This is a genomic window from Lactobacillus sp. UCMA15818 (assembly GCF_030400225.1).
Classification (GTDB): Bacteria; Bacillota; Bacilli; order Lactobacillales; family Lactobacillaceae; genus Liquorilactobacillus.
In genome coordinates, this window is record NZ_VJYB01000004.1 from 1 (window position 1) to 26866 (window position 26866).

Below are 26866 nucleotides of genomic sequence, written 5' to 3' on the forward strand. Positions count from 1 at the left end.
ATGGATTAACTCCAGTCGAATATCGTAAACAGTATCTAGCTAACAATTAAAATAAACATGTCCAACTTTTTTAAGGCAGTACAAAGTCGGGAAAATTTGAGTACTAACTCGAAATTACGAACATAGCGAGTACTTTGCTATGAGTAATTCGAAGTTAGACGGAGAATTTTGACTTATGAAACACGTTTATACGGAATAAATAGAGAAACTGAATCAAAATTTAACTTTTGACCCAGCTCTATTTCATCTACCAATAATAAGAAAAATATACGGATAATTTATATTTTTAATCATTCCATTAATTTCAAGTTATCTAAAAAGTCATTATAGCTCTTGCTCAAAACAATAGTGGTAACCTTTTTTTCTTCTGTCATAATATCTGAAAACTTATCAAATATGTTCCTGAATATTTTAGAATCGTTCTCCCGTACGGCTAATGCAATTACCAGATAAACTTTGTCTTGATCCCAGCTGATTCCCTTTTGGTTAATATACACAAATCCCTTCGTCTCATTAGACTCCATTCTCAGTGAATGTGGAATTGCAATCTTACCAAATGCGGTTGAAGACATGCTTTCTCTTTGGAGCAAATTAGCGCGGTAATCTGCTTTAGTAACCCCTCCCTGATAAAATTTAGTCGTAATATAGTTAATTACTTCTTCCTTGGAATGCATAGTTGAGTCTATTAAAAAGAATTTTGCATCAAAAAAATTAAATAGTTGATCATTAAAGCTCAGTCTTTCCTTCAGTTCCGTAGTTTCTTGGATTTTATCTCTAATTGCAATAATATCTTTGGCAGTCAAAAAAGGTGAAATATAGACAATTGGAACTTTGGTTTGGATTTTTTTATTGATAGCAATAATAATGTCAACATCACCAATATCCTCTTCACTCGTAACAACATTTATAATTTCCACTTCCCCACTAAAATTATGCTCAATGCGATTAGCAATTGCTAACAAATCCCCCTGATAATCTGGTGCAACAATTATCACCTTACTTTGTCGTTTGTCTTCAATCTGCTCAGCAATTGCATTACCAATATGCATTGCAATATATGCAATTTCATTTTCCGGAACATCCACCCCAACGTAGTCAGATATTTTATGAGAAATCAAAACCGCACATTCGTAAATAGTTGGGCTTTGTACCTTGATTGAAGATGCGATCGGGTTATGAATAATCTGCTCATTCTGCAAACGCTGAATCAAGCGACTAACGTGAATGGTGAATTGGTTGATATAACCTGAATTTTTTAAATCAATTCGATATATTTTCTTAATATACGCTAAAATTGATTCGATCAAAAGCAAAGATTCTTCTGGTAAATTATTAAGAATATCAGAACTCCAGCGAGAAACTGAACCATCAATGATCAGACCCAATTGCTTCAAATCATCTATTTGAAATACCCTGTGTATGTGGGAGTTTTCAATACTTTTTAACAAATTATCAGCAAACTGGCTATTCTGCACCTTTAACCTAGAAACATCATTTTCTTGAAGATCATAACCATCCGCGACTCGCTGAATCGCAATAGCAATATGTAAAATAATATTGCTCAAGTCAAAAGTATTCAAATAAACATTACTACTTGTCGCACAATTTTTTGTGATTACAAATAATTGATCAATATTAATCGTCGGAAAATTCTCATTAAGTGTCATTTGATTAATAAAGTTTCCTTCGCTTTCCTTGTACAACATGTCAGACAGCATATGTCTTTTATCGCTTTCCTTACCTTTTATACTAAAAAAATCACCATTTGTTTTAATTGTAATATGAAATTTCTGCGTATAATTGATTGCAGCATGCACTACGTTCTTTAACGTTGATTCACTAACAAAAAATTCTGCAGCTAAGTCATAGATATTTAACCTCTGCGTGTTGTTTAACAGCTTATTCAATAATAAAAATATTCGCTCATTTTCATTATTAGGAAAGGTAGTTTTATTTTGTAAATCGTCATTATTAATATATTTTTGATACCTATATCCTAATTTAGATGTTCTAAGGTAACTGTTATTGGACAAAGATTTATAATAGTTTTTGACGGTTCGAGGAGAGATATCCAAATATATGGCAAGTTCAGCGACACTATGCCAACCAGAATTATCGACCAAATAATCTAACATGAGTTTCTTTTTCTCGCTCATTTTGACTCCCCCCTGTTTGTTACGAATAAACGTGTTCCATAAGCCAACATTCTCCATCTAACTTTGCCAACCTTATACCGCCCTAGGAAAATTGACATGTTTTTTCATCAAATCTGTTTTCCATTGGACAAAATAACTTTTTGATACCAATAAAAGCTATCTTTTTTATAACGATTCCCGTTTCCTTGCCCATTATCATCTAAGTTAACATAGACAAAACCATAGCGTTTTGACATCTGCTGTGACGAACATGAAACTAGGTCAATTGGACCCCAAGCGCAATATGCAATGATATCTGCTCCATCATGTAGTGCACGACCAACCTGTTCAATATGTTCCCCCAAATAATTCACACGATAATCATCATGGACAACTTGATTCGCTTCTAACTTATCATACATTCCGATTCCGTTTTCGGCGATAATGATTGGCACATTGTACCGGTCCGCATACTGGGATAGTGTGTTATACAATCCCTGCGGATCAATTGCCCATCCCCATGGATTCGCATCTAAATTTGGATTACTTGAGGTGTCATTGACCTCATACTTATTTTTAGTAGAATCAACCATCTTAGAATAATAATAGGAAATCCCTAGAAAATCCATATGATTATCACAAATTACTTTCATTTCATCTGCGGTAATTGCTAATTTAATCTGATGATCTGCAAAGTAATTGCACGCAAATTGCGGGTATGCACCTTTAAACTGAACATCTGTGAACAAATATTGCATTCTATTTTGCTGCATTGCTAAAATCACGTCATCTGGTTTACTTGATGCGGGATAAACTGTTCCATCCGCGACCATGGTTCCAATATTAAGATTCGAATTCTGTAGTGTTCGAGCATATTCTTTGATTTTTGCTGCAGCTACCATTTGATTGTGGGTTGCCTGATACAATGCCTGCTCCATATTATCATATTGGTCTGATGTCACTCCGACTGATAGCCATGGTTCAATCTGCACCATATTGATTTGATTGACTACAATCCAATATTTAACCTTGCCACCAAACCAATCCAACAATGTTTTTCCAAATTTGACAAACATTGCGATAACTTTTTTATTCGGCCAGCCTCCATATTTAAGAGTAATGTTCAATGGCGTCTCATAGTGGTTCATCGTAATAATCGGTTCAATTTTTTTAGCAAGCAAATAATCAATCATTTTTTCATAATGCTTTAAAGCTTTCTCGTTTGGTTGTTCATCATCACCATTTGGAAAAATACGTGCCCAGTCTAGGGACGTGCGAAAAGATTTGAATCCCATTTCGGCTAACAAATCAATATCCCTCTCGTAGGTATGATAAAAATCAATTCCGTATCGTTTAGGATAATAGTGTCTTGTATCTGTCACCGCATTTTTGACTGCATCAAGTGTCATTCCCTCTTTTTCAAGCTGTTGAATCTCTATATTTGTCAATCCCTTAAGAAATGGCTGAACATCTGAGGAATTTAATCCCTTTCCATTTGCTTGATATGCTCCATCTGCCTGGCTAGCGGCCTGGGCCCCTCCCCATAAAAAATCAGGAGGAAAAAACGGATATTCATTTTTTCTCATAATATATAGCTCCTCTTTTTTTATTGCTCTTTCTTTTCAAAAATATTGATCAATTTTTTGGTCAAATTATATTCACTCATGATTGTCATGATCGTATCTTGTGCATGGGTAAATAAAACTGAGTATTCAACCGTACTACCCTCTGCTTCTTTTTGTAGCTCTCTAGTTTGAATTCGATGTGCAATGACCAGTTTTTGATTAGCTTGTTCCATCAGGTCCTTTGCTGCTACATAATTACTATCCGCAACCTGATCTAATGCTTTAGAAATAAAATCTCGAGCATCACCCGCATTGATGATAATCTCCATTGTAGATTTAACTGCTTTATTAGATGTTTCTTCATTATTCATACGTTATCTTCCTCTCCTTGTACTGCAACTCAATAACTAACTGACATTGTTATTTTTCTTGCTCTTCTTTAATCAGCTGACCATCATAAACTTTTAAAAATGGATAATAGATCATTCCGCCGATAAAGAAAAGAATCAGCATCAAAACAATCGCACTGATTGAAGGACTGACAATCCAGGTCAAAAATGGATATGGGATGTACCACATCTGCATTAATGCGTGCGGTATTACTGACCAACCAGCTTTAAACCATACTGCTGTAATTAATGGCAAAATAAAGCCATTAATCCATAGCGGCAACATCAAATATGGGTTCCAGACAATTGTTCCAAATACGACAGGCTCATTGATGTTAAAAAGTGATGGCAAGATACATGCTCTTCCAAGAACCTTCAAGCGGTTTGACTTTGTCCAAAACATCATCATCAAGACTAATGGCAATGTACAACCTACTCCGCCAATCCATGGAAAGCTATAAATCAGTTCACTAGTAAAAATATGCGTCAAAGCTTCCCCATGTGCATATTCTTGAACATTAGCTGCAATTCCTGCCAACATGATTGGCTGACTGATTGCAGCTAAAACCCAGCCTGAAATCCCCATTGAGTAAATAAAACATTCAAAAAACAAAAAGAGTGAAAATCCCCACCAAGTGTCTAGTGAATGCGATAACGGTGAAAAAATAGCAATAACAACTTGATATAAATCAAAATTCAAAATATATGATAAGATCCACCCAGTTCCAATTACTATAATAATTGGTAGCATAGAATCAAACCAAGAAGTAACAAAGTCTGGTAGTGCGGTATCCTCACTAAAGAAACTAAATTTACCGAAAAGCTCCATAATCAAGGCAACAAAAATTCCAACGACTAATGCAACAAACATCCCACCGGCGCCTAATTCTGAAAACTTGTAAGAAATCACAGAACCAGATTCATTCCATGTTGGATTAGCCAACATCAAGAACAAGGCAACTGATGATAAACCAGCAATAATTCTTTGTTTATTTAACTTTCGGTATTCCATAAAATTAAATGGAAACAAAAATGAAATAAAAATCGATGCTAATCCAAATGTAAAACTGCTGATTGGTGATAAATCAGGCCACCACTTCCAAAAATTCTGTGGGATATCAAGTAACGTAATCAGTGAGCCAACAAAAATAAATGGTAGAACCTGCAAAATGGAATTTTTAATGGTAACTATCCATCCATTACTGGCAATCTTCTGGGCTTTTGGTGCAAAATCATTGTTCAGTACACTCATAAACTTATTCATACCATTGACCTCCTTCTTAGCAATAGGTTTTATTCAATTTCAGATTTAATGTGGTTGATTGCAGCAGCTCCGTCTAATATTGAATAATAATCCGCTCTCATAAGAATTGTTGTCACGTTGGAGGGAACTTGTTCTTTCAACGCATCAAACTCTGCTTTCAAATGCGGTCCAACTAACAACACATCAATATCACTAGAATAGTCGGAAAGTTCCGCCTCACTGCGAGCCTTGATAATATAATCCAAATTCTCTTTTTTTGCTGCCTTACGCATGTTTGCTGCCATAAATCCTGATGATGCTCCTGATCCACAAATCAATAAGACTTTTAAGCTCATAATAACCTCTCCCTTGATTTAATTTTTTCTACATCTATATAATAATGCGCTTTCATCAAAGGATAAATTTTATTTTTGCACGGCATGGTGCAAAATAATAACGCAAAAGCTCAAACAAATAAGAATCAGCCTCATAGGAGAACTGAACCTTATCTGCTTGAGCTTTGCTTAATCTTAAAGAATCCTTTACTTACCATGTTAAATCTGTCATCTAACTCTCAATATTAGTTCGTTTGCTAGTCTATTAACACTTCTCCATTTGTAGCGATAACATTCTTCATCCATGTATAAGATTTCTTAGGAGTTCGATCTAAAGAACCCTTACCACGGTCATCCATATCAACATAGACAAATCCATATCTTTTTTTCATTTCTCCAGTTGATAATGAGACTAAATCAATTGGTCCCCACATTGTATATCCTAAACAGGGAACTTTATCAATGTTGATTGCGTCTGCCATAGCTGTAAGATGCTTTTTTAGAAAATCAATTCGATAATCATCAGCTACATAACCATTTTCATCTGGTTCATCAACCGCACCCATTCCATTTTCAACAATAAATACTGGTTTTTGAATTCGATCGTATATCTCGTTCATACAATATCTTAAACCTAATGGATCAATCGGCCATCCCCATGGAGTAACTTCCAAATAAGGGTTAGTATCACCCCCAACATTGCGCCATGCATCACCAGCTTTTGTAATATTAGATCGGTAATAGCTAAAAGCAATGTAGTCAAGCTGTCCCTCTTTTAGTATTTGTGTATCCTCCAGTGTAATATCTAGCCGATCAAATCCATGTCGTTGCCACAAGTTCTGGGCATAACTTGGATAATATCCTCTCCCCATAATATCTACAAAATACCAGTTCTCGCGTCTAGCCTGCATATGATGAAAGATATCTTCTGGTTTGCATGTTGCTGGATATTGTTCACTCATTGCGTACATCGCTCCCACTTGACTGTCTGAAGAAATCCGATGAGCTAGCTTAACCGCTTTTGCTGAGGCCACAAACATATTATGTGCAGCTTGATAACGGTCTTTTCCACTTGCCTTTCTTACTCCAGTTGGGCCGAATCCTCGAACTGCATTTATTTCGTTAAAAGTTAACCAATATCTACAACGCTTGCCATATCTTTTGAATAGGACTTCAGCATATTTAACGTAAGCATCTATAACCTTTCTGGAAGTCCATCCGTTATATTTTAAAACCAAGTTCATTGGAAGCTCATCATGGCAAATTGTAATAAGTGGTTCCATGTTATATTTTGCCATTTCACTAATTACATCATCATAGAATTGTAGTCCTTCTTCATTCGGCTCTGTTTCTTCACCTGTTGGGAAAATTCGGCTCCAGCAAACAGAGAAACGAAATATGTTAAAACCCATACCAGCCATGAGCTTAATATCTTCTTTGTAACGATGATAAAAGTCTACCGCTTGATGGCTTGGATAGTATTCATTCTCTAAGAAGACAGGTTCAACATCATTTGAAACATCTTCAGCCAATATGAAAGAACTATTCGGTGTTATTAGTTTTCTATCCTTATTTCTTAAAGTATGATGCCGGGGGGTCTCATTTGAGCCTGCTGTCTCATAATCGTGTGACAAAATACCACGTCCACCTTCGTTAAATCCACCTTCATATTGGAAATCAGCAGTTGCTCCTCCCCAAAGAAAGTCTTCAGGGAATTTAGTATTTAATTTTTTCATTTTCTCTCCTCTTTCAATTCAATACCTTTTATTAATTTAATATGGTTCCGTTTTTAACCTGCCCAAGATTTGCTAATTGAATAGTCTTACCATTGTCGTTTGTAACAATAAGCATAGTCGTTAAATCATATCCCATTTTTTCAATCTTGGAACGATCTACTCTTACGATTGGTTCTCCCGCTCGAACTCTATCTCCTTGTTTGACTAAAACATCAAATCCCTCCCCCTTCAAATTCACCGTGTCAATCCCAATGTGGACCAAAAGCTCAACTCCTTCTTCTGTTAGGACCCCAAAAGCGTGACCTGTTGGGAATAGTGTTGTTAAAGTTCCATTAGCTGGAGAACAAATGAAATCATTTTCAAGTTTTAGCGCAATACCATCACCCAACATTTTGTTAGCAAAAGTTTCATCATTTACTTTTTTCAAATCCATTAGAGTTCCATCACTAATTGCAACAATTGCGTCATCTTGATATACCTTTTGAACAGGTTTCGTTACGCTTGGTTTCTCTTTTTGCTCAATTCCCAAAATAAAAGTTACAGCACAAGATGTTATAATCGCTGCCACAATAGCTATAACAATTGCTAAAATAGTTTCTTTGAAAATTGGAAGAGCTAAAATATTTGAGTATCCCATAATATATACTTTTGCCCCTAATAAGCTAGCTATTGCTCCCCCAACAAAGCCTCCCGCCATAACACCATACATTGGCCTTTTGTATTTCAAATTGACGCCGTAAATTGCAGGCTCGGCAACCCCTGCCACAATACAGCCAATTGCAATAGAAATATACTCACTTCTAAGTTGTTTATTCTTGATACGCGCAGCAACCCCTAAGCTGGATCCTCCTTCTGCCATATTATGCAAAATAAATGCAGGTCTCAATATCGTATCATATCCAGGATTGGTTAAGAGTTGCGCCATAAAAGGTGCCAGAGCAGTATGCATCCCAGCCATAACCATCCATGGAAGGCAGGCAGCCAATGTACCTACAGCAAGCGGGCCCATACTTCCATTCAGAAACATGAAGAAATTCGCAATGCCCTCACCTAAAATATTACCCAGCGGTCCTAATGCAATATATCCTAATATCCCAGATACTAAAATTGTCCCCATTCCAACAAAAACCGATCTAAAAATACCAGGAACGATTTTGTTAAAGAAACGTTCTAAGTGATAGGCCACAAAGGCAAGCAACAATGCAGGTAACAAACTCGTTCCATACGATAACAACGGAACATTTATTCCAAATAAATCAATTGACTTGCCAGCTGTGACTAACGCAGTATAGTTTCCATGAAGTAATGCTGCCGCGGCAATCATTGAATAGACTGGTGTTCCACCTAATTTTGTAGCGGCACCATATGCTACAATAATCGGCATGAAATAAAAAGGGGCATCTGCAATAGCTGAGAGTAACATGTACGAACTACTCTTCGTATATGCAGTATTGACAAAGGTAACAATTAAAAGTAACACCACTTTTAACATTCCACCAGCTACCAACCCCGGAATTAATGGTGTCACTGAAGCAGAAATATAACCAATAAATTTATTGCCTGCCGTTTTCCAAGTCAATTTTTCTTTACTCCCAGATAAGTCATCCAGATTTTCATTGATAGTTTCCCCACCACTTATACCCAAATCTTTAATCAGAGCTTCATAAGTCGGAAGTAAATGTTGCCCAAGTATCACCATATACTGCTCACCTGCATATATGACTCCTAAGACACCTGGAAGATTTTCAAGTGCCTCCTTATCTGCTTTTGAAACATCTTTTAACTTAAATCTAAGCCTAGTCATACAATGGTTAACCACTTGGATATTTTCCGCACCTCCGACATTTTTTACAATGTCAGAAGATAATTTTTTGTAGTCCATAATCACCCATCCTATTCTTTTGATAGTTTTGTCAATATATAATGGCAATTTTGTTAACAAATGAATTCTATCACCCTAGGAAAGCGCTGTCAATATTATTTTATATTTTTTGACAATTTTGCCAAAACGCTCTAGACTATTGTTAAACTCTATACAAGGAAAATACTCTATGGAAATTATTGAAACTATAAAAAAACACCAACCAGATTTTTCCAAAACCGAATTAGCAGTCAGCAACTATATCCTTAAAAATTTAGATCATATTGAAACCTTCACAATTACAAAGCTTGCAGATCGATCAGGAACATCAACTTCCGCTGTACTTCGTTTTTGTCAAAGCATGGGATTTAAGGGTTACAAGGACTTTCGTTTTGAACTCATCTCCTCTTTACGAACAATGCGCCATCTAAGTACAGATAAGAACTATAATAATTCACAATTTTTTAATTATTATATTGATTCCATTAATCAGCTTGAACAGTTAGATCAAGAACTATTAAAAAATTTAGTAGTTGCCCTGATGAGTCCAACCACTAATTATATAGTCGGAGTACACTTTTCAGCCTTACCTGCCAAGGGACTTTTTCTTGGGTTGGAAGATCTGGGCATAATATCCTTGTATGCAAATGACTATATCAGTGCTTCGCATTTAACAAATACTTTAAAAGATGAAGATACAATCGTCCTTTTCTCCATAAGTGGAAGCAAGCAAAACTTCACTAATTTCTTATCATCAGTAACTTCCAATATGCCTAAAAATTCATTTCTTATCACCATGAATCCTAAGGCAGAATTGAATACTTTCTTTACTCAAACTATTGTTTTACCTGGTTACAGTTTTTCAAATCGCTCGGTCGTCGATATACAAACTATACCTATGATGCTTGTTGAGGTTTTATTGAATATGATTCATGATAAACAGTAAGATCCCTTATTAAAAATAATTTGTTAAATGTATACCAAACTTGCTTATTTTTAGGTTAGTTACTTCCCATTTTCACCAGCTCAACTTCAAAAAAAACGAAGACCGTGTACAAAATGCACAGGAATATTTGAGTACCAACTAGAAATTGCGAACATCGTGAGTATTTTGCTATGAGTTAGACGGAGAATTTTGAATTATGAAATACGTTTATATGGAATAAATAGAGGTGCTGAATCAAAATTTAAGTACAAGAAAACAACCGCAAAATATTGCTTTAAAAAAATTGCAGAAAGAGCTATTATGCAGTTGGGAGTAAGCTAATTTTCACTTTTAATGGACTTCGAGTCCGCGTATGCGTAAACATACTTGGTGTTGGCTATAGAGCCATGGCGAAAAGACACTTTAAAGTCCTGTTCATACAGGCAATAATCGCGACTTTATTTCGTTTAGGGAGAGGTCGCTTTTTTAAGCAGTAATAGTAATCAACAATGTGATTAGGCATGGCAGCCTTTTGCCGAATCATATTTGTGCATAGAAAGTAAAGGAAGTCATTTTAAAATACGGACTCGAAGTTCCAGGGGCTATAGTCGACCTTAGCTTCACTTTCAGTGTAAAACAAAAAGTTCTGGTATTAACTGATTTTCACCAATTAATACCAGAACTAATCTTGGATTGTTTACTATTTATTGCTTCTTAATTTTAAGATTCTTTTTTACTTACACTATTTACCTTATTATATAAATCATATCTATTTTAATTCCCTGCTTATGTTGTAAGTTTTTCAATGTATTAGTAAAAAGTGAACAAATTACCGCTTGCATGGGGTACAACGTATTGACTGGACTCCAACCGAGTACTAATTTGCTCGCTTTAATAAAAGCTAAATTGAATTAATATCATTTTTCAAGGCATTTAAGATATTGGAAAAATCTGTTGGAGATACATGTCTTTCTTCTAGAACACTCTTAATATCGTCGATTCTTATACAAATTAACTTTTTTTCTGCTGTTGTCATTTCAATCACCTCCTTAAGCTGTTGCAAGAAAGTTCGCAAAGGTAATCTAAATCATTTTTAGGCTTCCCTAATTTATTATTTTAATACATAAAACTTAAATAAGCAATTGAGTTGCCGTAAAATTTTAATTTTCTTTTGTACTCTGAAATTCTAAGGGGCTGAGTCAAAAGTTAAATTTTGATTCAGTTTCTCTATTTATTTCGTATAAACGTGTTTCTAAGTCAAAACTCTCCGTCTAACTTCGAATTACTCATAGCAAAGTCCTCGCTATGTTTGTAACTTCGAGTTAGTACCCAAATTTTGTAAGGCACTTCACTTATGGCATACTCCCATAGCTAAAAATTCAAATAACCATTATGATCCTTACTTAATAATTCGATTGGTTGATTCTCTGCTTGGAGCCGTTTAACCCGTCTCTCACCCCAAATAGACATCGTAACCAATAATTGACGTAGTGTTTTCCCCTCATCAGATAAATAATACTCAACCTTAGGAGGCACCTGCTTATAGACTTTGCGGGTAATAATCTGATCCTCTTCTAATTCACGTAGTTGCTGAGTTAACATTTTTTGAGTAATATTGGGGATTCGCCGGCGAAGCTCGCCAGTTCTAAGCGGACCGTTGCCTAAATGGCATAGAATGATTGGTTTCCACTTACCGCCAATTACATCTAAGGTCACTTCAACACCAATATGATAACTTTTTTTCATTATTAATCTCCTTATTATTTCAGATATATCACATTAAGTACTTTTTAGTGCCTATGTAACTTTTTAGTGCGTACTTGTTTTAATATCCGCGATTACTATACTATATATAGTTTATAAAATCTAGTAATATTAGGAGGAATTAATTGATGGCAAAAAAAGCATTCTTATTACCATTTAAATTCAACAATGGCCTAGAAATCAAAAATCATATCGTGATGTCGCCTATGACAACGATGACCAGCTTTTATAATGGCATGATTACGACCGATGAACTCAATTACTATGCAGCACGGGCTGGCGGACCTGGAATGATGCTGACTGGTGTTGCTAATGTCAGTGATAGTGGTAAGGGATTTGAAGGGGAATTATCCGTCGCTCATGATGAAATGCTGCCTGGCCTAACTAAGCTAGCTAAAGCCATTCGTAAAAACGATACTAAAGCCATCTTACAAATTTTTCATGCTGGTCGAAAATCAAACAGCTCCATTCTTCGCGGTGAAAAACCGGTCAGTGCTAGTGCAATTTCTGCTAACTATCCAGCAAATTCTGAAACTCCACGGGCACTAAAGAACAGCGAAATTCTTCAAATTATTTCTGATTTCGGTGAAGCTACTAAGCGAGCTATCAAAGCTGGTTTTGACGGCATTGAGCTTCATGGCGCCAACACATATTTACTGCAACAATTTTATTCTGAAAATTCAAATCAGCGAATAGATGAATGGGGCGGCTCCAGAGAAAACCGGCTAAAGTTTCCATTAGCCGTCATTGAAACTGCAAATGAAGTTGTTAAGAAGTATGCAAATAGACCCTTCTTAGTAGGGTACCGAATTTCACCAGAAGAAATTGAAACACCCGGAATTAGTTTAGAAGACTCTCTATACCTTGTTGATAAGATCAAGGATAAGGTTGATTATCTTCATCTTTCCATTGGTAGTTATAAACGCACATCACTAAATGACCCAAGCAATAAAAAAACCTTAATTTCTCAATTTGCCCAACACACACATGGAATTATTCCGCTCATTGGAATTGGGTCTGTTGAGACACCAGAAGATGTCACTGCAGCAATGGCTGATGGTGCCGATTTAGTTGCTATCGGTCGTGAATTTATTAGGGAACCACAGTGGGTTCAAAAAGTTGCTAATAATGATTTAAGTAGTATCCGAACTCAAATTAGTCCATCGGATATGGATGAATTAGCTATTCCACCAGTAATGCAGACCTATTTAAGAGAATCCTTTTATTCCGTCATGCATTTTACAGATGATCCAGAACTTAGCACGGATTATCAAAATTCTTTAGCACCAATGGAGGGCTTTGAAAAGAAACTTTAAATCATCTTAAAAGAGTACCTGACACAGCTAAAAGATAGTTTGTGTCAGGTATTTTTTATAAGTACTATTTTCTTACCTTTTTAAATCTTAATCGTCCAATAAGTTTTCAAAATACTAACAACTTCATGTTGAACTCAAAAAGCACTGTAAATTCTAAAAATATTGTTTTTTTATCATGGAATAAGACTATTAATAGATATCCTTACCTAAATTTACTTTTTTATTAATTTTTAAATGTTATACTTTGTTCACTATAGAAAAGAGGTATGTCAGATGTCAACTTTAAACGAGTCATTCCATATCGCAGTACCAACAGCATTCAATACTGATGAATCGTTGAACGTCGAAGCAACTATTCAGCATATTATTAATCTGCAAAAAAGAGGAATTCATTCCGTTCTTGTATCAGGCTCAACGGGGGAGCAACACAGTTTATCAAATTATGAAAAAGAAGAATTACTTTTAAATCTTAATCGTATTGATGAATTTAAAAATGATTTTGAAATAATTTTTGGTATTTCAAATATTCGCCAAAAAAAGGCAGAATTATTAGCTGGCTTAGTTCACAACACTGACATTGTTAAAGCTACTCTAGTGGGTTTCTCACCTTATGTACTACCAACTCAAAAAGAAGCCATACAATATTTCAAGAGTATTGTTAATCTGGCCGATAAACCAGCGATTATTTATAACAACCCCAGACGAACAGGATTCGATTTAAGTATTGACAGTATAATTGAGATATCGCATGATCCACGAGTGATTGGCATCAAAGAGGCTGGTGATCCTAAAAAAATTAAAAAAATACTGCAGCGATTACCTCAAAATAAAAAAGAATTTTATATTTATGCTGGCGGTGAAAATAACTTAGAAGAAAATATTTCTCTTGGCTTTAATCGGATATCATCAATATGGGGAAATCTATATCCAGAGGAAATCAAGAACTGGTTTAACGATCTATCTGACGGAAAAAAAGCCACTTTACCTGATACTGTGACAACCACAATGTTATCAGGCAGTAAAAACAGTCTTCTCCCTTTTATTAAACAAGAAATTTCTAAAAAAGAAAATATTTCTATGGGTATCTGTCGTAAACCTTTAGGAAATTAGTTTGATTACTTTTAATTGCACTAATTATGAGTGTTAAATAAAATAACTTAATACTGTTTAAAACTTTATTGTGTACAAAAAGAGAGTGGATCAAATTAAATTTTGACCTACCCTCTCTCCTACGTTTAGTCAAGACTATCCGTCTAACTTCGAAGTCTCATAGCAAAGAATAGAACTATATTCACTTGTAGTTTTGAGCTAATACTCATATTTTATTATATTATTTCACGCTATCTGTAGCTAAAAATCGCTGGTATCAGTGGCATCAGGATAATCATATGTTAAAACGACCTTGATGGCTTTTTTATCAGCCATTGCTTGGAAGCCTTCTTCCCAATGAGATAAACCAAAACGATGCGTGATCATTGGTTCAACTTGGATTTTACCAGTCTTCAACAATTCAATTGCATTGCGCCAAGTAATTGAGTCATAGGCCATATGTCCAAGAATACTGATGTTCCATTCAGTTATCCGGTTAATAGAGAAATTCAATGGCTTAAAGCCCATTCCAACCCGAACTATTTCGGCATTTGGACGGACCATTTCAATAGCCTGTTTTAATGCTGGATTGGCACCAGAACATTCAATTACCAAGCCAAGATTATCTTCACCACAAATCTCTTTGCATCGTGCAACAACATCCTCTGTCGAGCCATTAATAGTCTCAGTGGCACCTAATTTCCTAGCAATATCAAAGCGAGAAACGGTGTCTTCTTGCATACCAACTAATACAATATGACTTGCACCCATCAACTTAGCAATCTGAACAGAATAAAGGCCAAGTGGACCTGCACCAAAGACAACAACATCCTCCCCAGGTAGTAAACTCGATTGTTGAGCAACAGCTTTATAAGCATTACATATGGGATCCAATGAAGACGCTTCTTCATATTTTACATTGTCTGGAATTTCCCAAATAGCATGCTTATGAATCCGAAGAATTTCACCGGGAATTAAAACATACTTGGAAAAACCACCGCCCCATCGGTTGTTATCCAAACCAAGATTCACCTTGTGAATACAGTTTAGAAAATCACCTTGATCATCTGCGCGACAATAACCGCAGACATGTCCACTGTTGTCTGAAACAATTCTCTGACCAACACGCCAGTCAGTAACATCCTTGCCAACCTTAACAATTTCACCAGCAAATTCATGTCCACGAATTGAATTAAATTCGTCTGACCCATTGTCTACTTTATAATGCTTCATATCCGCGCCACAGATTGTAGCAGCACAAACACGAAGCAAAATGTCTTCAGATCCAATTTTAGGAACGGGAACATCGATCATTCGATAGCCACCAAATTCTTTACCATAACGTGCTAATGCTTTCATTGTTATTGCCCTCTTTCAATATTTTTTCTCAATTTTTTGACAAACAAGCTGTTATTCTCACCTATGTCAGCTAACAGACTAATTCTCTTCATTAACTACCCTAGGAAAGTGTGTAACATTTCACACCATATTCGGGAGAAATTGATGTACTTGCTAAGTTGAAAATAATACTTGCTTCAAAATGTTAATTGGTACAAATGTAATAGCAATACAATTAATCAATTTTTTTGGCCATTTCCAACATATCAGCCGCATCAGCAGGAGCTAAATTGATGTGCATTGCTTTACTATTTTCATCCAGTTGTTCCGGAGTGGTAGAACCACTGAGTACGTTTACATTGTTACCTTGAGCTAAAACCCATGCAATCGCTAAGTTTGCCAAACTACAATTGTATTTATCTGTCAGTGAAGCCCACGCGTCTAACATATCGTTAATCGCAGCTAGTTTTTTCGGTTCAAACCACTTTTTACCATTCTGTGCAGATCCTTTAGCTGGAACATAATCTCGGCCAATGGTACCAGATAAGATACCCATAGCTAAGGGAGAGTACGCCTGGAGAACAATGTCATTTTTCTTACATAATGGCAATAAATCACCTTCAACTTCACGATCTAAAATACTATATTTAGCTTGTACAATATCTAGTTCGCCATACCTAAGATATTCACGAACATCATCTGCATTGACATTAGCTGCACCAATACCCTTGATAATTCCTTTTTTCTTCAGACCCATCAAATATGTCATTGTCTCTTTGACTGAAGTTTTATATGGTTCAACTGATGGCCAATGGGTCATATAGATATCAATGTAGTCAGTTTGCAATCGTTTTAAACTATCCTTTAATTCAAGTGCAATTGATTCTGGTGATAAATTCTTATAAAGTTGACGATCTCCAACCTTATTGAATAGAGCACCTTTACGTTCCCAAGTAATTCCACATTTAGTGATAATAGTATATTCCTCGCGGTTGCCTTTAATAGCTTCACCGACAATTTTTTCACTGTTCCCAAAATTATAACCAGGAGCAGTATCAATGAAATTAATTCCGTTCTTTAAGGCAGCTTGGATAGTTGCAATTGAAACCGCTTTGTCATCAGTATCCTTAAATGCTGGTCCGCCACCAATCGCCCAAGTACCTAGACCAATCTTTGATACGTTAAGTCCTGTTTTTCCTAATTTCATATTATCTATCAACCTTTCACACTATAATTTGCAATCATTTGATTAACTTGTTGCTTACTCTTTACACCTGCAGTTGCTCCTAAACCTTCCACAGAAACTGCAGCAACAGCACTAGCAAAACGAGCACATTCTTCAAAAGACTTATCCTGAACAAGTTCAGAAATAAAACCAGCAGCAAAATTATCACCGGCGCCAGTAGTATCAATGTGAATAGCTCCTTTATTAAGAAAAGCAGGAACAATAGTTCTCACATTCTTACTCTTAATGAATGCACCTTTTTTACCAATCTTAATTACGACATGCTTAACACCAAGAGACATAAATTTATCTGCAATTTCATCTAAATCTGTGAGACCGGTTAACATTGAAGCTTCATCATAGTTAGGGAAAAAATAGTCAACATAGTTCAGTGCCTCAGCAATATCGTTTAATCTTTCATGCAAACGACTTGCAACCATGTCAGCGCAGATAATCATTCCTTGACTCTTGGCTTGTCTGAAAATCTTAACTAGTGCTCGATTATTGAGCAATGGATTATTGAAGATGCTAGCCAGTGATAAAATTTTTGCATCCTTGATACTATCAACATCAATGTCATTGATACTCATTTTCCAAAGGCTGCCATTTCGATTATTTAGAAATGTTCGTTCACCATCAGAATGGATCAATCCAATGTTGATTGATGTTGTTAAATCATCACTTTGTTTTAAATGGTCAACATTTATGTCATTTTCTTTTGCAGAATTAACAATAAAGTCTCCCGAACTATCATTTCCGACAGCACTTATTAAAGCAACTTGATTACCCAAACGGGCAATAATTGTAGCTTCATTGATAGCATCCCCACCAATTTTCATTGAGATATCTTCCAAGGGAAAGGACACTTGATCCAAAATATCAGGATTAACCGGATATAAAGGAATATCAACAATCGCAGTGCCAACACAAATTACATCAAATTTAGACATTGTTACTCACCCACCAGTCCCTATTTCAAGCTTCCATCAACAGTAATAACACCTTTTAGAAAATCAGATTTATGGTTAACAGCGAAATCAAATGCTTCTTGAATATTTTTGTAATCGAAATATTTATCGGTGATACCAAGCACATTTAATTTGCCGCTTTCAATCAAATTGATAGTCTTTTCATAATCATTACAATAACGGAATAAAGTACGAACCGTGACTTCGCGGTTAATTTTTAAGAAATCAACTGAAACCTCATCTGGAATTGTTCCAACGATGAAGAAAGTACCAGTCCACTTAACCAGTTGTAAACCTAATTTTGCAGTTGGTACTGCACCAGCAGTTTCATAAACTAAATCAGCACCATAAGGACCAACAATTTTTTTGACTTTCTCAACAATGTCTTTGTCACGGCCATCAAAAGTTGCCGTAGCACCTACTTCTCTAGCTTTTTTCAAACGATTTTCAAGAACATCAATTACGACAATCTTATTAGCACCGCTTAGACGAGCAACCATTGTTGCAAATAAACCGACAGCACCAGAACCAAGAATAACAATGCTTTTTCCAACAACATTACCACCAGCTTCAATTGCATGAACACCAACAGATGCCGGTTCTACTAGAGCGCCTTCGACTAAACTCATGCTATCTGGTAGATGATGGGTCCATTCAGCAGGATGTGTAATGTAATTAGTAAGTGCCCCTTTATAATTAGGTGCAGTTGCCATGAAATCGACATTTGGACAGACATTGTAATGACCCGTTCGGCAAAATTCGCACTTACCACATGGAATACCAGGCTCTACAGCAACTCGATCACCTTCTTTGAAGTTTTTTACATTACTACCGACCTTGATAACAATGCCTGCAGCTTCATGGCCTAATTCAACAATTGTGTTTGGATCCTTCGGAGGTAAATAAGGGCCAAATTGAAAGCCATGCATGTCCGAACCGCAAATGCTAACTTGAGCAATTTTAATTAATAATTCGTCATTTTTTGGTTCTACCACCGGTATTGACTTTATAACCATCTTCCCGGGCTTTTCTAATACTGCAACGGTATTATCCATAATTCATTTCTCCTTTATCAATATTTTTTTTTGAACTATCGTTACCCTTTTTTAAGAGATCATCGATTTCTTCACAAGATTTGTCCCGCGTTTCAATCCCAAAAATCGCAAGAATCAAAGCACAAATTGCAAGTAATAAACCGACGATTAAGAAAACAATTTTTGCACCAAAATCAGTTAATAGCCAGGCAATCAGGAATGGGCTTACAATTGAAGCTAAGCGCCCTATCGCATCAGCGATACCTAGTCCACGCATTTTTTCACGAGTTGGCCAAACCTCAGGTGCGTATACGGCTGATGAAAAACTATTATAGATATACAGAATAAACGTTAACAATACACCAATAGTAACAATCCCAATATCTGTGCGCTGATTTGCATAAACGTATCCCAACACTGCAATGGCAAGAATAAAACCGACACCGAACCATTTACGTGGAATTTTATCCATTATTAGTGAAGAAACAAAAACCCCAACCGGTGCCCCCACCATAATGAGAGTTGACATTAATAATGATCTTAAAATATTGATACCATTATCCACAAAAATGATGGGAATCCATACAGTGATTGTATAAAGGGACAAGTTCATTGCGATTAAAGTCACTGAAGAAACTAAAGTTCGACGCCCCAGAGTACCATGGAAGAAGTCTCTAAATCGAATTCTTTCTTCATGCTCCTCAGTTTCATGGGTAATTTTTTCTAGCCTTGCCATAGACAAATCAAAGTGTAGCTTTTCACCACGCTCAGTTTCAATTGATTTGACAATGTTATTCAAGACAGCTTTTCCTTCAGCTTCACGTCCGTTTTTAAAATACCAGCGAGGAGATTCTTCTAAAAACTTCGCAATAAATATTAAAATACCAAGTGCCAAAATACCGCCAATTACAAACATCATTCGCCAGCTTGTTCTTGGAATAACCAAAAAGCCAACTAAAGTAGCAAGTAAAGGTGATAAATTCCCCAAAAATGAAATCCGTGCAGACCATTTACCTCGTACATGAGCAGGCATTAATTCCGTAAAGGTACCATATCCAAGCACAATTCCCATCCCCATTCCAATTCCCATCAAAGCTCGACAAGTAATTAAAAAGAAGATATTTGGTGAAAATGACGCAACTAGTGCCAAAATACCGAAGATACCAATACTAATCTCATATGCATATTTTCGGCCAATACGATCACCTAATGCCCCTCCAAGTAATGAACCAATAAAGAAACCCACCATCATAGCTGATTGGAACATTGCATTATAATAATTATTTGACCAACCTCGTGATACTAAATCAGCTAAAATTGAACTTCCTGAAGAATTTAAAAAACCATTAAATTGCAGCCCTAGTCCCAAGAGAAAAAACATTTTCCAATGCCACTTAGAAATCGGTAATTGATCTAATTTGGATAATTCATTCTGATTCAAAAAGATCACCTCCATTTTATGTATGCGTTTTCAAAGACAACTTGATTCTAGCCAAACTGTTACACAAAGTCAATAGTTTTATCAAAAAATGTCAGAAAAAAAGATTTATTTGTGACTAAAATGTTAAAACAGGGCTGTAAAACTCTTATTAAGTATCTATTTACTCCATAATAAATTTGATTTATTAAAAGTTAATCAACCTAATCACTGTATATATAGCAATTAATTGATAAATGATTAACTAATAATAAGTTTGCAAAAATATCTGTGTTTTTTATATTTATTGTTGACAAACAACATTTAGAGTTCTAAACTGAGTTTTATTGATAGACAGCGGAGATGTTTATCATAATTTGAAAGCGCTTCAAGTTAAGATGTTGATTTCAAAGATTTCCATTTAAGGAGGTTTAAAATGAATAATAATGCTCAACCACATGCTGGTAAGCGATTAGATAGATTACCAACATCTAGATTTCATTGGCAAATATTCGCTATGGTTGCTTTTGGACTATTGGTGAATTGGAGTAATGCAATTGGTGGAATAATGTTAGCCCAGTTGGCTGAAATTGGTTGGACGAACAATACATTAACTGCAATTTTCTCGTCACTGACCACTGCTGGGATGTTCTTTGGGGCCTTGCTTGGCGGAATTGTCGGTGACAAATTTGGCCGTCGTAATAGTTATCTACTTTTCATTGCACTGCATATTTGTTCAATGCTAGTGGGGGCCGTATCACCGAACATGACCTTTTTAATTATCACTCGCATAGTTATGGGGTTTGCACTTGGTGCATTATTAACTGTACTGTTTGCTTGCTACACAGAATATGTCCCATCTCGCATACGTGGTACTTGGTCTTCACGGGCCTCTTTCATCGGAAACTGGTCCTATCCAATTTGTTCATTAATCGCCATGTTTATTACACCACTCGTTACACCAAATATGAATTGGCGAATCCAACTTGTAATCCCTGCCATATTATCTACCGTTGTATGTTTGGTAGTTTGGCGCAAATTTCCAGAATCACCTCGTTGGTTGGAGGCAAAGGGTCGTTATGCGGAAGCAAATGTAATCTTAGATAAAATCGAAAAGAATGTTGAAAGTTCAACTGGAAAAAAATTAGAAAAAATCGCTGATGACACTCTTGCCGAAGCAAAACCAAAAGTCATCCAGATTCCTTACAGTGATTTATTCAGGGGTGAACTTTTCAAGCGAGTTATCTTGGGTTCACTTATTTTGGTTTCGATGAATGTCGTTCAATATACCTTAATCAACTGGTTACCAACAATTTTCTTGAGTCAGGGAATCAATTTAAAAAATTCAGTGCTGCTAAACACTATGAGTATGTTTGGTGCCCCCATTGGAATTTTCATTGCCGTATTGATCATTGATCGAATTCCGCGAAAAATAATGGGAAGCGGCTTACTGATCATCATTGCTATACTTGGCTATCTTTACTCCCTCCAGAAGAGCATGACGATGATTTCTGTACTAGGTTTCTTTCTCATTATCTTTGTATATATGTATGTTTGTTATGCCTCTGCTGTCTATGTTCCAGAAATTTGGCCAACTGCTGCAAAACTAAGAGGTTCAGGTTTAGCCAATTCAGTTGGCCGGATTAGTGGTATTTTAGCTCCATATGCCGTGGCCTATCTGTTAACTACCACGGGTGTGACTGGTGTGTTTATCTTTTTGGGTGCCATATCATTAATCACTGCAGTTATTATCATGGCTTTAGGTATTGAAACTCGGAATGAATCCGTTGAAGATATTGGTAAAGCCGATATGGACGGCAAAGTTACTACCAAATAAGTAGTGTTTGAGAATCTGATTAACTGGTGAAGTGAAAGAAAGTTTCAATTAATTATTCTGGTAATAAATTTTAAAAATATTTTATAAGGAGATCATAATTATGTTAGCAAATATCGATTATTGGGAAAAGAAAGCACAAAAAGGTGGATTCGCCATTCCTCATTTTAATGTTTGGAACGTTGAAATGCTCGAAGGTGTTATGGAGGCAGCTGAAGAAAAGAACGCTCCAATTATTATCTCTTTCGGTACCGGTTTCATTGATAATACAATTTTTGAAGAATACGCCAGCATGATGGTTTCGATGGCTAAACATGCTCATGTTCATGTGATTACTCACTGGGATCATGGTCGGAGCATGGATATTGTTAAGAATGGATACAATTATGGAATGAACTCAGTTATGCGTGATGCATCTGCATTACCATTCGAAGAAAACGTTAGTGAAACTAAAGAAGTCGTCGATTACTTCCATCCACTTGGTGTTCCTGTTGAAGCAGAATTAGGACATGTTGGTCGTGAAAAAGTTTACGAGGATGCTTTAGCACAGTATCACTACACTGAAGCAGACAAAGCTGCTGAATTTGTTGAACGAACAGGTTGTGACTCATTAGCAGTTGCGATTGGTAATGTTCACGGTGTATATTCTGCAAAGCCAAAAATTGCCTTTGATGTCTTGAAGTCAGTCCGCAATGCTGTTGAGGTTCCATTAGTATTACATGGTGCTTCCGGTATTCCTGATGATGATGTTAAAAAAGCCGTTTCTTTAGGAATCTGCAAAGTTAACATCCACACTGAACTAGGTTTGGCAGCCAGCGATTCAATTCGTGAGCACGAAACCTTGCCATACTTAGAATTACAAAAATATGTTCGTGAAGCTGTTAAACAACGTGCAATGGAAAAAATTGTATTAATGGGTGATCAGGATAAAGAAGAAGATTAATCGCTTCTAAAACTTGAATCAATGTGAGTGTGACATAAGTCGGAGAAGTTTGACTTATGAAACACGTTTATCCGTAATAAATTAGGGGAGCTGGGTCACAATTTAACTTTTGACTCAACCCCGCTTTTTTTATAAAACTGTTCAAAATGCACTATCCGATGAGATAAAGCAAGCGTATTGGCTGCTTTTTAATGGTATAATAAACTGATATTTATTAGTTCACAATTAGTAACTATATCAACAATTGTTAGGGGGTGAAGTTATGACCAGTAAAAATCGACATCCAATAATCAAACAGATGCTGTTGAATGATAAAAAAGTTGTTATATCAGATTTGAGCGCACGTTTTGGGGTAACAGAAGAGACTATTAGGCGTGACTTAGACAAATTCGAGGCAGAGGGCTTCATTACTCGCACATATGGTGGAGCTGTGCTTAACAGCGTTCAAACCGTTTCAAACATTCCATTTTTTAAGCGGGCTTCTGAGAAAGTAGAAGAGAAAAAGCAGATTGCAATTACTGCTGCAAAAATTTTGAGGGATAAACACACAATTTTTGCCGATTCTAGTTCGACAGTAATGGAAACGGTTAAATTGTTAAAAGAACGGAACGATTTGACAATTGTAAGTAATTCAGCTGAAATGAGTCGCGAACTTTTCATTTCAAAAGTTAATGTTGTTTCAACCGGTGGTATGCTAAATAAGCAATCTCTTAGTTATGAAGGTGAGCTTGCAGAGAGTTCAGTTCGTCGTTATAACACTGAAGCTGCTGTCATAAGCTGTAAGGGGATTGATATGTTAACAGGAATTACTGATACCAATGAGACTCAAGCGCGTTTAAAGCGATTAATGATTGATCAAGCTGATTTAGTTATTTTACTAGCAGATCTATCAAAATTTGATAAAAAAGCTTTTGTGAAGCTTGGTGACTTTAATGTAGTTACAGATATCATTACTGATCAGAAGCCCTCACCAATTTGGCTTGATTTCTTTACTAAATTGGGTATTAGCGTGCATTATCCACAAGTAACAATATCATAAACTACAATTAAAGCAGGCATTAAACATACTTCATATCATCGGCAATATTCATCAAAAATATTCGTTTTCAAAAACGAGGAGATGTGGATTATGCAAACTATTGAAAGTACCAAGTTCATTGCTAATATTGACGAGATTGGAGTTCGATTAGTTCATCTAATTGATCGAGCAAGCGGTTACGATTATGTGTGGGATAATGCTCTCCATAAGTCAGATAAACCAGTTACTTTCCCCGGTATCTTATTCCCAGCTATTGGACGCTCTAATCAGGACAGTTATGTTTATCACGGAAAGACGTATTCTATGCCACAACATGGCTTTGCATCAGATTTCGTCTTTACAATCGTTGCTAAGTCGCATGACAAGGTAATCATGACTCTTTCTGCTGATGAAAAAACTAAAAAAATGTATCCATTTACTTTTGAATTAACCGTCTTAGCAACAATCGATGACAATGGTTTGCATTGGAAATTCGAAGTGAAAAACTGTGGAAAAGAAGTAATGCCCTTTTCACTTGGTAATCATCCCGGATTCAATGTCCCAATTAACCATCAGGGTGAGTTTACTGACTATACCTTGTCATTTGATCCTGCACCAGCAAAATTATCATATTACAAAATTATTAAGAAACCATATCCGTTTCGCCGTGGTGACCTCGCTACTGTTCCTAACTACAGTCAAGGAAAGCTACATTTGAATTACGCAATGTTTGCTGAGGGGCTGGTCATTATTGAAAATAAGGGAATTGATTCAGTCACTTTAGCTTCTTCTCAAACTCAGCGAAAGATTCAATTAAATATTAAAGATTTCCGCTATCTATGTTTATGGACTAAGGAAAATACTAAGCATTCCTTGCTCTGCCTGGAACCATTTGAGGGTTTACCTGATATCTATGGCAATCCTGTTGATTGGTCACACAAAGAAGCTAATAATTTCTTAGCCCCTGAAAAAACTAAGGTATTTCGCTTTGATGTATTGGCGTCTTCTCTGAATAGTTTTAGCAAATAGCTTTTTTAAGAACATGAGTTTATAACTAATCCTCTTCAATGGTTGCTTTGATAAACGCAATTTTAAGTTCTTTATCAAGCATTACTGACGAAATAAATTATTATAAAAGACGGTTCTGTAATATTTGGTGCTAATAGAGCAAATTTTCTCAATTCAATATAAAGAAGCTGGTGCAATCTCCAACATTCTGACAATTTGTCATTTTGTTAGGTTGAATTAACCAGCTTCTTTTCTTCTTAATAATTATAAATATACATTACAAAAATTAAACAAAGAATTTTAATCTCAGTTATTTGTTTAACGAAGTAGCATGCTATTCATGGTCTTTACTTCGTGTCTTTAAGTTTACCTTACAATTACATTTTCTTAAATTTGCTGTACTTTAACGGCATCTTTCTGTGCTTTAATAGAACCTCATTCTAATGTTGAACTAAAGAACCATTCTAAAACATCACCTTCATTACTAATCTCACTTTATAGTCCTAAAAACAAAGTGAGATTATGGAAAATTCTTCCTAAAATTTGCACAGTAAAAATATTCTTAAAATCAAAAAAGACTGGATCAAAATTTAATTTTTGACCCAAGTCTCTGTGACTTACGTCGGCACTAAAGTACCGAGCTTCTAGGAACAAGCATAACTTATCTTATACATTTCAGTATTCGACAGCGGTTTACTCTATTTTACTAAGGTTTAGCCCAAACCATTGCGTTGCTTTATATTTTAGTTCTAGCTCTTAATTCCAATCTAGTAAGTATATTCTAGCTTGGTTTTCGCTATTCATACTTTATTTAATTATATACCATCTAATTAATTTTAGCAATAAATTACTAAGCTTTCTTAGACTTAAAACTATAAATGTTGCTATTAATTAGTTACTTTAAATAAAAGCCTTGCCGAACAGAGCTGTCAAAGCTCATATTTTTGATTTAGATTATTCAAATACCACCTATTATTTATTAATAGCAGACAATAGCTGTTCTACCTTAAACTCCGAAACCACTTCGTGACTGCCTTTTGGCTGCATGGGCCAGTAAGAAAAATCTGCTTGATTACCTTGAGCTGTTTGATCAGAAATTAATTCTGTACAGGAAGCATGAACTTGTTTAATACCCGTCTCATTCATTATTTGAAGAACATTAGCTGGATTAATTCCACTCCCAGCTAAAATTTCTATTTGCTGCCCAAATACAGTTTGCATCTGTTGTAAATATCGCCGACCCTCAAAAGCGGTAGTATGGAGACCACTTGTTAATAAGCGATCTACCTTTAAATCAACCAATTTATAAATACTCTGCATTGCTGCAGTTGAGCAATCAAATGCTCGGTGAAAAACCGCTTCCCTATTATATGAATGAACCAGCTCAACTATTTTTCTAGTCTTTTCTAAGTCAATTTCTGCATTCTTAGTTAAAAATCCAAAAGATAAACCATCTGCACCATTTTCCAGCAACATTCTTGCTGAATTTTGAATTTCTTGGAATTCTACTTCACTATAACAAAAACCAGAACCCCGCGGTCGAACCATGCAAATAACTTTTAAATTCGTATTTTGTTTAATTAAACGTAGAGAACTTAAAGTTGGTGTTAAACCACCTAAGAAAAGAGCACTATTTAATTCAATTCGTTCAGCTCCTGCAGCAGAAGCATTTAGTGCGTCTTCATATCCTCCACAACAAACTTCTAAGATATTTATTTTCTCC

General features: G+C 35.8%; 22 protein-coding genes and 1 pseudogene. 7 read left to right on the top strand and 16 right to left on the bottom strand.

Annotated features, from left to right (window positions below):
- Positions 1-290 precede the first annotated feature (290 nt).
- The 7 genes from FFX44_RS06435 to FFX44_RS06465 all read right to left on the bottom strand — a co-directional run bounded on the left by FFX44_RS06435 (position 291) and on the right by FFX44_RS06465 (position 9285).
- The gene (locus FFX44_RS06435) at positions 291-2156 is read right to left on the bottom strand and encodes a PRD domain-containing protein (RefSeq protein WP_289979069.1); all 1866 of its coding nucleotides are present in this window, start codon (positions 2154-2156) and stop codon (positions 291-293) included.
- 107 nt (positions 2157-2263) lie between these two features.
- Positions 2264-3721 (bottom strand): glycoside hydrolase family 1 protein, encoded by a 1458-nt coding sequence (locus tag FFX44_RS06440; protein ID WP_289979070.1) that lies wholly within the window; start codon positions 3719-3721, stop codon positions 2264-2266.
- A gap of 20 nt (positions 3722-3741) precedes the next feature.
- Positions 3742-4071: a PTS lactose/cellobiose transporter subunit IIA gene (locus FFX44_RS06445; protein WP_289979071.1), complete on the bottom strand. Its 330-nt coding sequence runs from the start codon at positions 4069-4071 to the stop codon at positions 3742-3744.
- Positions 4072-4120: 49 nt separating this feature from the next.
- Entirely contained in the window at positions 4121-5353 is a 1233-nt protein-coding gene (locus tag FFX44_RS06450) for a PTS transporter subunit EIIC (RefSeq protein WP_289979072.1), read from the bottom strand.
- A gap of 29 nt (positions 5354-5382) precedes the next feature.
- Positions 5383-5688 carry a PTS sugar transporter subunit IIB gene (locus FFX44_RS06455; protein ID WP_289979073.1) on the bottom strand — a complete coding sequence of 102 codons (306 nt, stop codon included), beginning with the start codon at positions 5686-5688 and terminating at the stop codon, positions 5383-5385.
- Between the two features lie 236 nt (positions 5689-5924).
- Positions 5925-7403, bottom strand: a complete 1479-nt coding sequence (locus FFX44_RS06460; RefSeq protein WP_289979074.1) for a family 1 glycosylhydrolase — start codon at positions 7401-7403, stop codon at positions 5925-5927.
- 31 nt (positions 7404-7434) lie between these two features.
- Positions 7435-9285 carry a glucose PTS transporter subunit IIA gene (locus FFX44_RS06465; protein ID WP_289979075.1) on the bottom strand — a complete coding sequence of 617 codons (1851 nt, stop codon included), beginning with the start codon at positions 9283-9285 and terminating at the stop codon, positions 7435-7437.
- A 169-nt stretch (positions 9286-9454) separates the two neighbouring features.
- Between FFX44_RS06465 and FFX44_RS06470 the strand changes: the two genes are divergently transcribed.
- Positions 9455-10210, top strand: a complete 756-nt coding sequence (locus FFX44_RS06470) for a MurR/RpiR family transcriptional regulator (protein ID WP_289979076.1) — start codon at positions 9455-9457, stop codon at positions 10208-10210.
- Positions 10211-10527: 317 nt separating this feature from the next.
- On the opposite strand, the pseudogene FFX44_RS06475 reads toward FFX44_RS06470, so the two are convergent.
- The 3 genes and pseudogenes from FFX44_RS06475 to FFX44_RS06485 form a co-directional block, all read right to left on the bottom strand.
- A pseudogene (locus FFX44_RS06475) lies at positions 10528-10736 on the bottom strand (IS110 family transposase); the annotation flags it as partial.
- Positions 10737-11090: 354 nt separating this feature from the next.
- On the bottom strand, positions 11091-11225 hold the full coding sequence (locus FFX44_RS06480; RefSeq protein ID WP_289979077.1) for a hypothetical protein: 135 nt from the start codon (positions 11223-11225) through the stop codon (positions 11091-11093).
- Positions 11226-11560: 335 nt separating this feature from the next.
- The gene (locus tag FFX44_RS06485; protein WP_289979078.1) at positions 11561-11935 is read right to left on the bottom strand and encodes a helix-turn-helix domain-containing protein; all 375 of its coding nucleotides are present in this window, start codon (positions 11933-11935) and stop codon (positions 11561-11563) included.
- 146 nt (positions 11936-12081) lie between these two features.
- Between FFX44_RS06485 and FFX44_RS06490 the strand changes: the two genes are divergently transcribed.
- Positions 12082-13269 carry an NADH-dependent flavin oxidoreductase gene (locus tag FFX44_RS06490; protein ID WP_289979079.1) on the top strand — a complete coding sequence of 396 codons (1188 nt, stop codon included), beginning with the start codon at positions 12082-12084 and terminating at the stop codon, positions 13267-13269.
- Between the two features lie 273 nt (positions 13270-13542).
- On the top strand, positions 13543-14379 hold the full coding sequence (locus tag FFX44_RS06495; RefSeq protein WP_289979080.1) for a dihydrodipicolinate synthase family protein: 837 nt from the start codon (positions 13543-13545) through the stop codon (positions 14377-14379).
- Positions 14380-14619: 240 nt separating this feature from the next.
- On the opposite strand, the gene FFX44_RS06500 is transcribed toward FFX44_RS06495, so the two are convergent.
- The 5 genes from FFX44_RS06500 to FFX44_RS06520 all read right to left on the bottom strand — a co-directional run bounded on the left by FFX44_RS06500 (position 14620) and on the right by FFX44_RS06520 (position 20364).
- Positions 14620-15717 (bottom strand): zinc-binding dehydrogenase, encoded by a 1098-nt coding sequence (locus tag FFX44_RS06500; RefSeq protein ID WP_289979081.1) that lies wholly within the window; start codon positions 15715-15717, stop codon positions 14620-14622.
- 214 nt (positions 15718-15931) lie between these two features.
- A complete protein-coding gene (locus FFX44_RS06505) occupies positions 15932-16903 on the bottom strand; it encodes an aldo/keto reductase (RefSeq protein WP_289979083.1) in 972 nt (323 codons plus the stop codon).
- 8 nt (positions 16904-16911) lie between these two features.
- Entirely contained in the window at positions 16912-17871 is a 960-nt protein-coding gene (locus FFX44_RS06510; RefSeq protein WP_289979084.1) for a sugar kinase, read from the bottom strand.
- Positions 17872-17891: 20 nt separating this feature from the next.
- A complete protein-coding gene (locus FFX44_RS06515; RefSeq protein WP_289979085.1) occupies positions 17892-18944 on the bottom strand; it encodes an NAD(P)-dependent alcohol dehydrogenase in 1053 nt (350 codons plus the stop codon).
- Positions 18937-20364: an MFS transporter gene (locus FFX44_RS06520; protein ID WP_289979086.1), complete on the bottom strand. Its 1428-nt coding sequence runs from the start codon at positions 20362-20364 to the stop codon at positions 18937-18939. The genes FFX44_RS06515 and FFX44_RS06520 overlap by 8 nt, the downstream gene beginning before the upstream one ends.
- A 412-nt stretch (positions 20365-20776) precedes the next feature.
- Here FFX44_RS06520 and FFX44_RS06525 point away from each other — a divergent pair, with 412 nt between their 5' ends.
- From FFX44_RS06525 to FFX44_RS06540, 4 genes are all read left to right on the top strand, one after another.
- Positions 20777-22177, top strand: coding sequence for an MFS transporter (locus FFX44_RS06525; RefSeq protein WP_289979088.1), 1401 nt, complete (start codon positions 20777-20779; stop codon positions 22175-22177).
- A 100-nt stretch (positions 22178-22277) separates the two neighbouring features.
- The gene (locus FFX44_RS06530) at positions 22278-23117 is read left to right on the top strand and encodes a class II fructose-bisphosphate aldolase (protein ID WP_289979089.1); all 840 of its coding nucleotides are present in this window, start codon (positions 22278-22280) and stop codon (positions 23115-23117) included.
- 262 nt (positions 23118-23379) lie between these two features.
- On the top strand, positions 23380-24156 hold the full coding sequence (locus FFX44_RS06535; protein ID WP_289979090.1) for a DeoR/GlpR family DNA-binding transcription regulator: 777 nt from the start codon (positions 23380-23382) through the stop codon (positions 24154-24156).
- 90 nt (positions 24157-24246) lie between these two features.
- Positions 24247-25164: an aldose 1-epimerase family protein gene (locus FFX44_RS06540; RefSeq protein ID WP_289979091.1), complete on the top strand. Its 918-nt coding sequence runs from the start codon at positions 24247-24249 to the stop codon at positions 25162-25164.
- Positions 25165-26115: 951 nt separating this feature from the next.
- Here FFX44_RS06540 and FFX44_RS06545 read toward each other — a convergent pair.
- The gene (locus FFX44_RS06545) at positions 26116-26859 is read right to left on the bottom strand and encodes a copper homeostasis protein CutC (protein ID WP_354669251.1); all 744 of its coding nucleotides are present in this window, start codon (positions 26857-26859) and stop codon (positions 26116-26118) included.
- Positions 26860-26866 lie beyond the last annotated feature (7 nt).

Excerpts from the sequence above, each read along its gene's own strand:
- FFX44_RS06435 (WP_289979069.1), bottom strand. The coding sequence starts at position 2,156 with ATGAGCGAGAAAAAGAAACTCATGTTAGATTATTTGGTCGATAATTCT.
- FFX44_RS06495 (WP_289979080.1), top strand. The coding sequence starts at position 13,543 with ATGTCAACTTTAAACGAGTCATTCCATATCGCAGTACCAACAGCATTC.
- FFX44_RS06525 (WP_289979088.1), top strand. The coding sequence starts at position 20,777 with ATGAATAATAATGCTCAACCACATGCTGGTAAGCGATTAGATAGATTA.
- FFX44_RS06485 (WP_289979078.1), bottom strand. The coding sequence starts at position 11,935 with ATGAAAAAAAGTTATCATATTGGTGTTGAAGTGACCTTAGATGTAATT.
- FFX44_RS06515 (WP_289979085.1), bottom strand. The coding sequence starts at position 18,944 with ATGGATAATACCGTTGCAGTATTAGAAAAGCCCGGGAAGATGGTTATA.
- FFX44_RS06440 (WP_289979070.1), bottom strand. The coding sequence starts at position 3,721 with ATGAGAAAAAATGAATATCCGTTTTTTCCTCCTGATTTTTTATGGGGA.
- FFX44_RS06505 (WP_289979083.1), bottom strand. The coding sequence starts at position 16,903 with ATGAAATTAGGAAAAACAGGACTTAACGTATCAAAGATTGGTCTAGGT.
- FFX44_RS06530 (WP_289979089.1), top strand. The coding sequence starts at position 22,278 with ATGTTAGCAAATATCGATTATTGGGAAAAGAAAGCACAAAAAGGTGGA.
- FFX44_RS06490 (WP_289979079.1), top strand. The coding sequence starts at position 12,082 with ATGGCAAAAAAAGCATTCTTATTACCATTTAAATTCAACAATGGCCTA.
- FFX44_RS06445 (WP_289979071.1), bottom strand. The coding sequence starts at position 4,071 with ATGAATAATGAAGAAACATCTAATAAAGCAGTTAAATCTACAATGGAG.
- FFX44_RS06465 (WP_289979075.1), bottom strand. The coding sequence starts at position 9,285 with ATGGACTACAAAAAATTATCTTCTGACATTGTAAAAAATGTCGGAGGT.
- FFX44_RS06455 (WP_289979073.1), bottom strand. The coding sequence starts at position 5,688 with ATGAGCTTAAAAGTCTTATTGATTTGTGGATCAGGAGCATCATCAGGA.
- FFX44_RS06450 (WP_289979072.1), bottom strand. The coding sequence starts at position 5,353 with ATGAATAAGTTTATGAGTGTACTGAACAATGATTTTGCACCAAAAGCC.
- FFX44_RS06470 (WP_289979076.1), top strand. The coding sequence starts at position 9,455 with ATGGAAATTATTGAAACTATAAAAAAACACCAACCAGATTTTTCCAAA.
- FFX44_RS06460 (WP_289979074.1), bottom strand. The coding sequence starts at position 7,403 with ATGAAAAAATTAAATACTAAATTCCCTGAAGACTTTCTTTGGGGAGGA.
- FFX44_RS06535 (WP_289979090.1), top strand. The coding sequence starts at position 23,380 with ATGACCAGTAAAAATCGACATCCAATAATCAAACAGATGCTGTTGAAT.
- FFX44_RS06510 (WP_289979084.1), bottom strand. The coding sequence starts at position 17,871 with ATGTCTAAATTTGATGTAATTTGTGTTGGCACTGCGATTGTTGATATT.
- FFX44_RS06540 (WP_289979091.1), top strand. The coding sequence starts at position 24,247 with ATGCAAACTATTGAAAGTACCAAGTTCATTGCTAATATTGACGAGATT.
- FFX44_RS06500 (WP_289979081.1), bottom strand. The coding sequence starts at position 15,717 with ATGAAAGCATTAGCACGTTATGGTAAAGAATTTGGTGGCTATCGAATG.
- FFX44_RS06480 (WP_289979077.1), bottom strand. The coding sequence starts at position 11,225 with ATGACAACAGCAGAAAAAAAGTTAATTTGTATAAGAATCGACGATATT.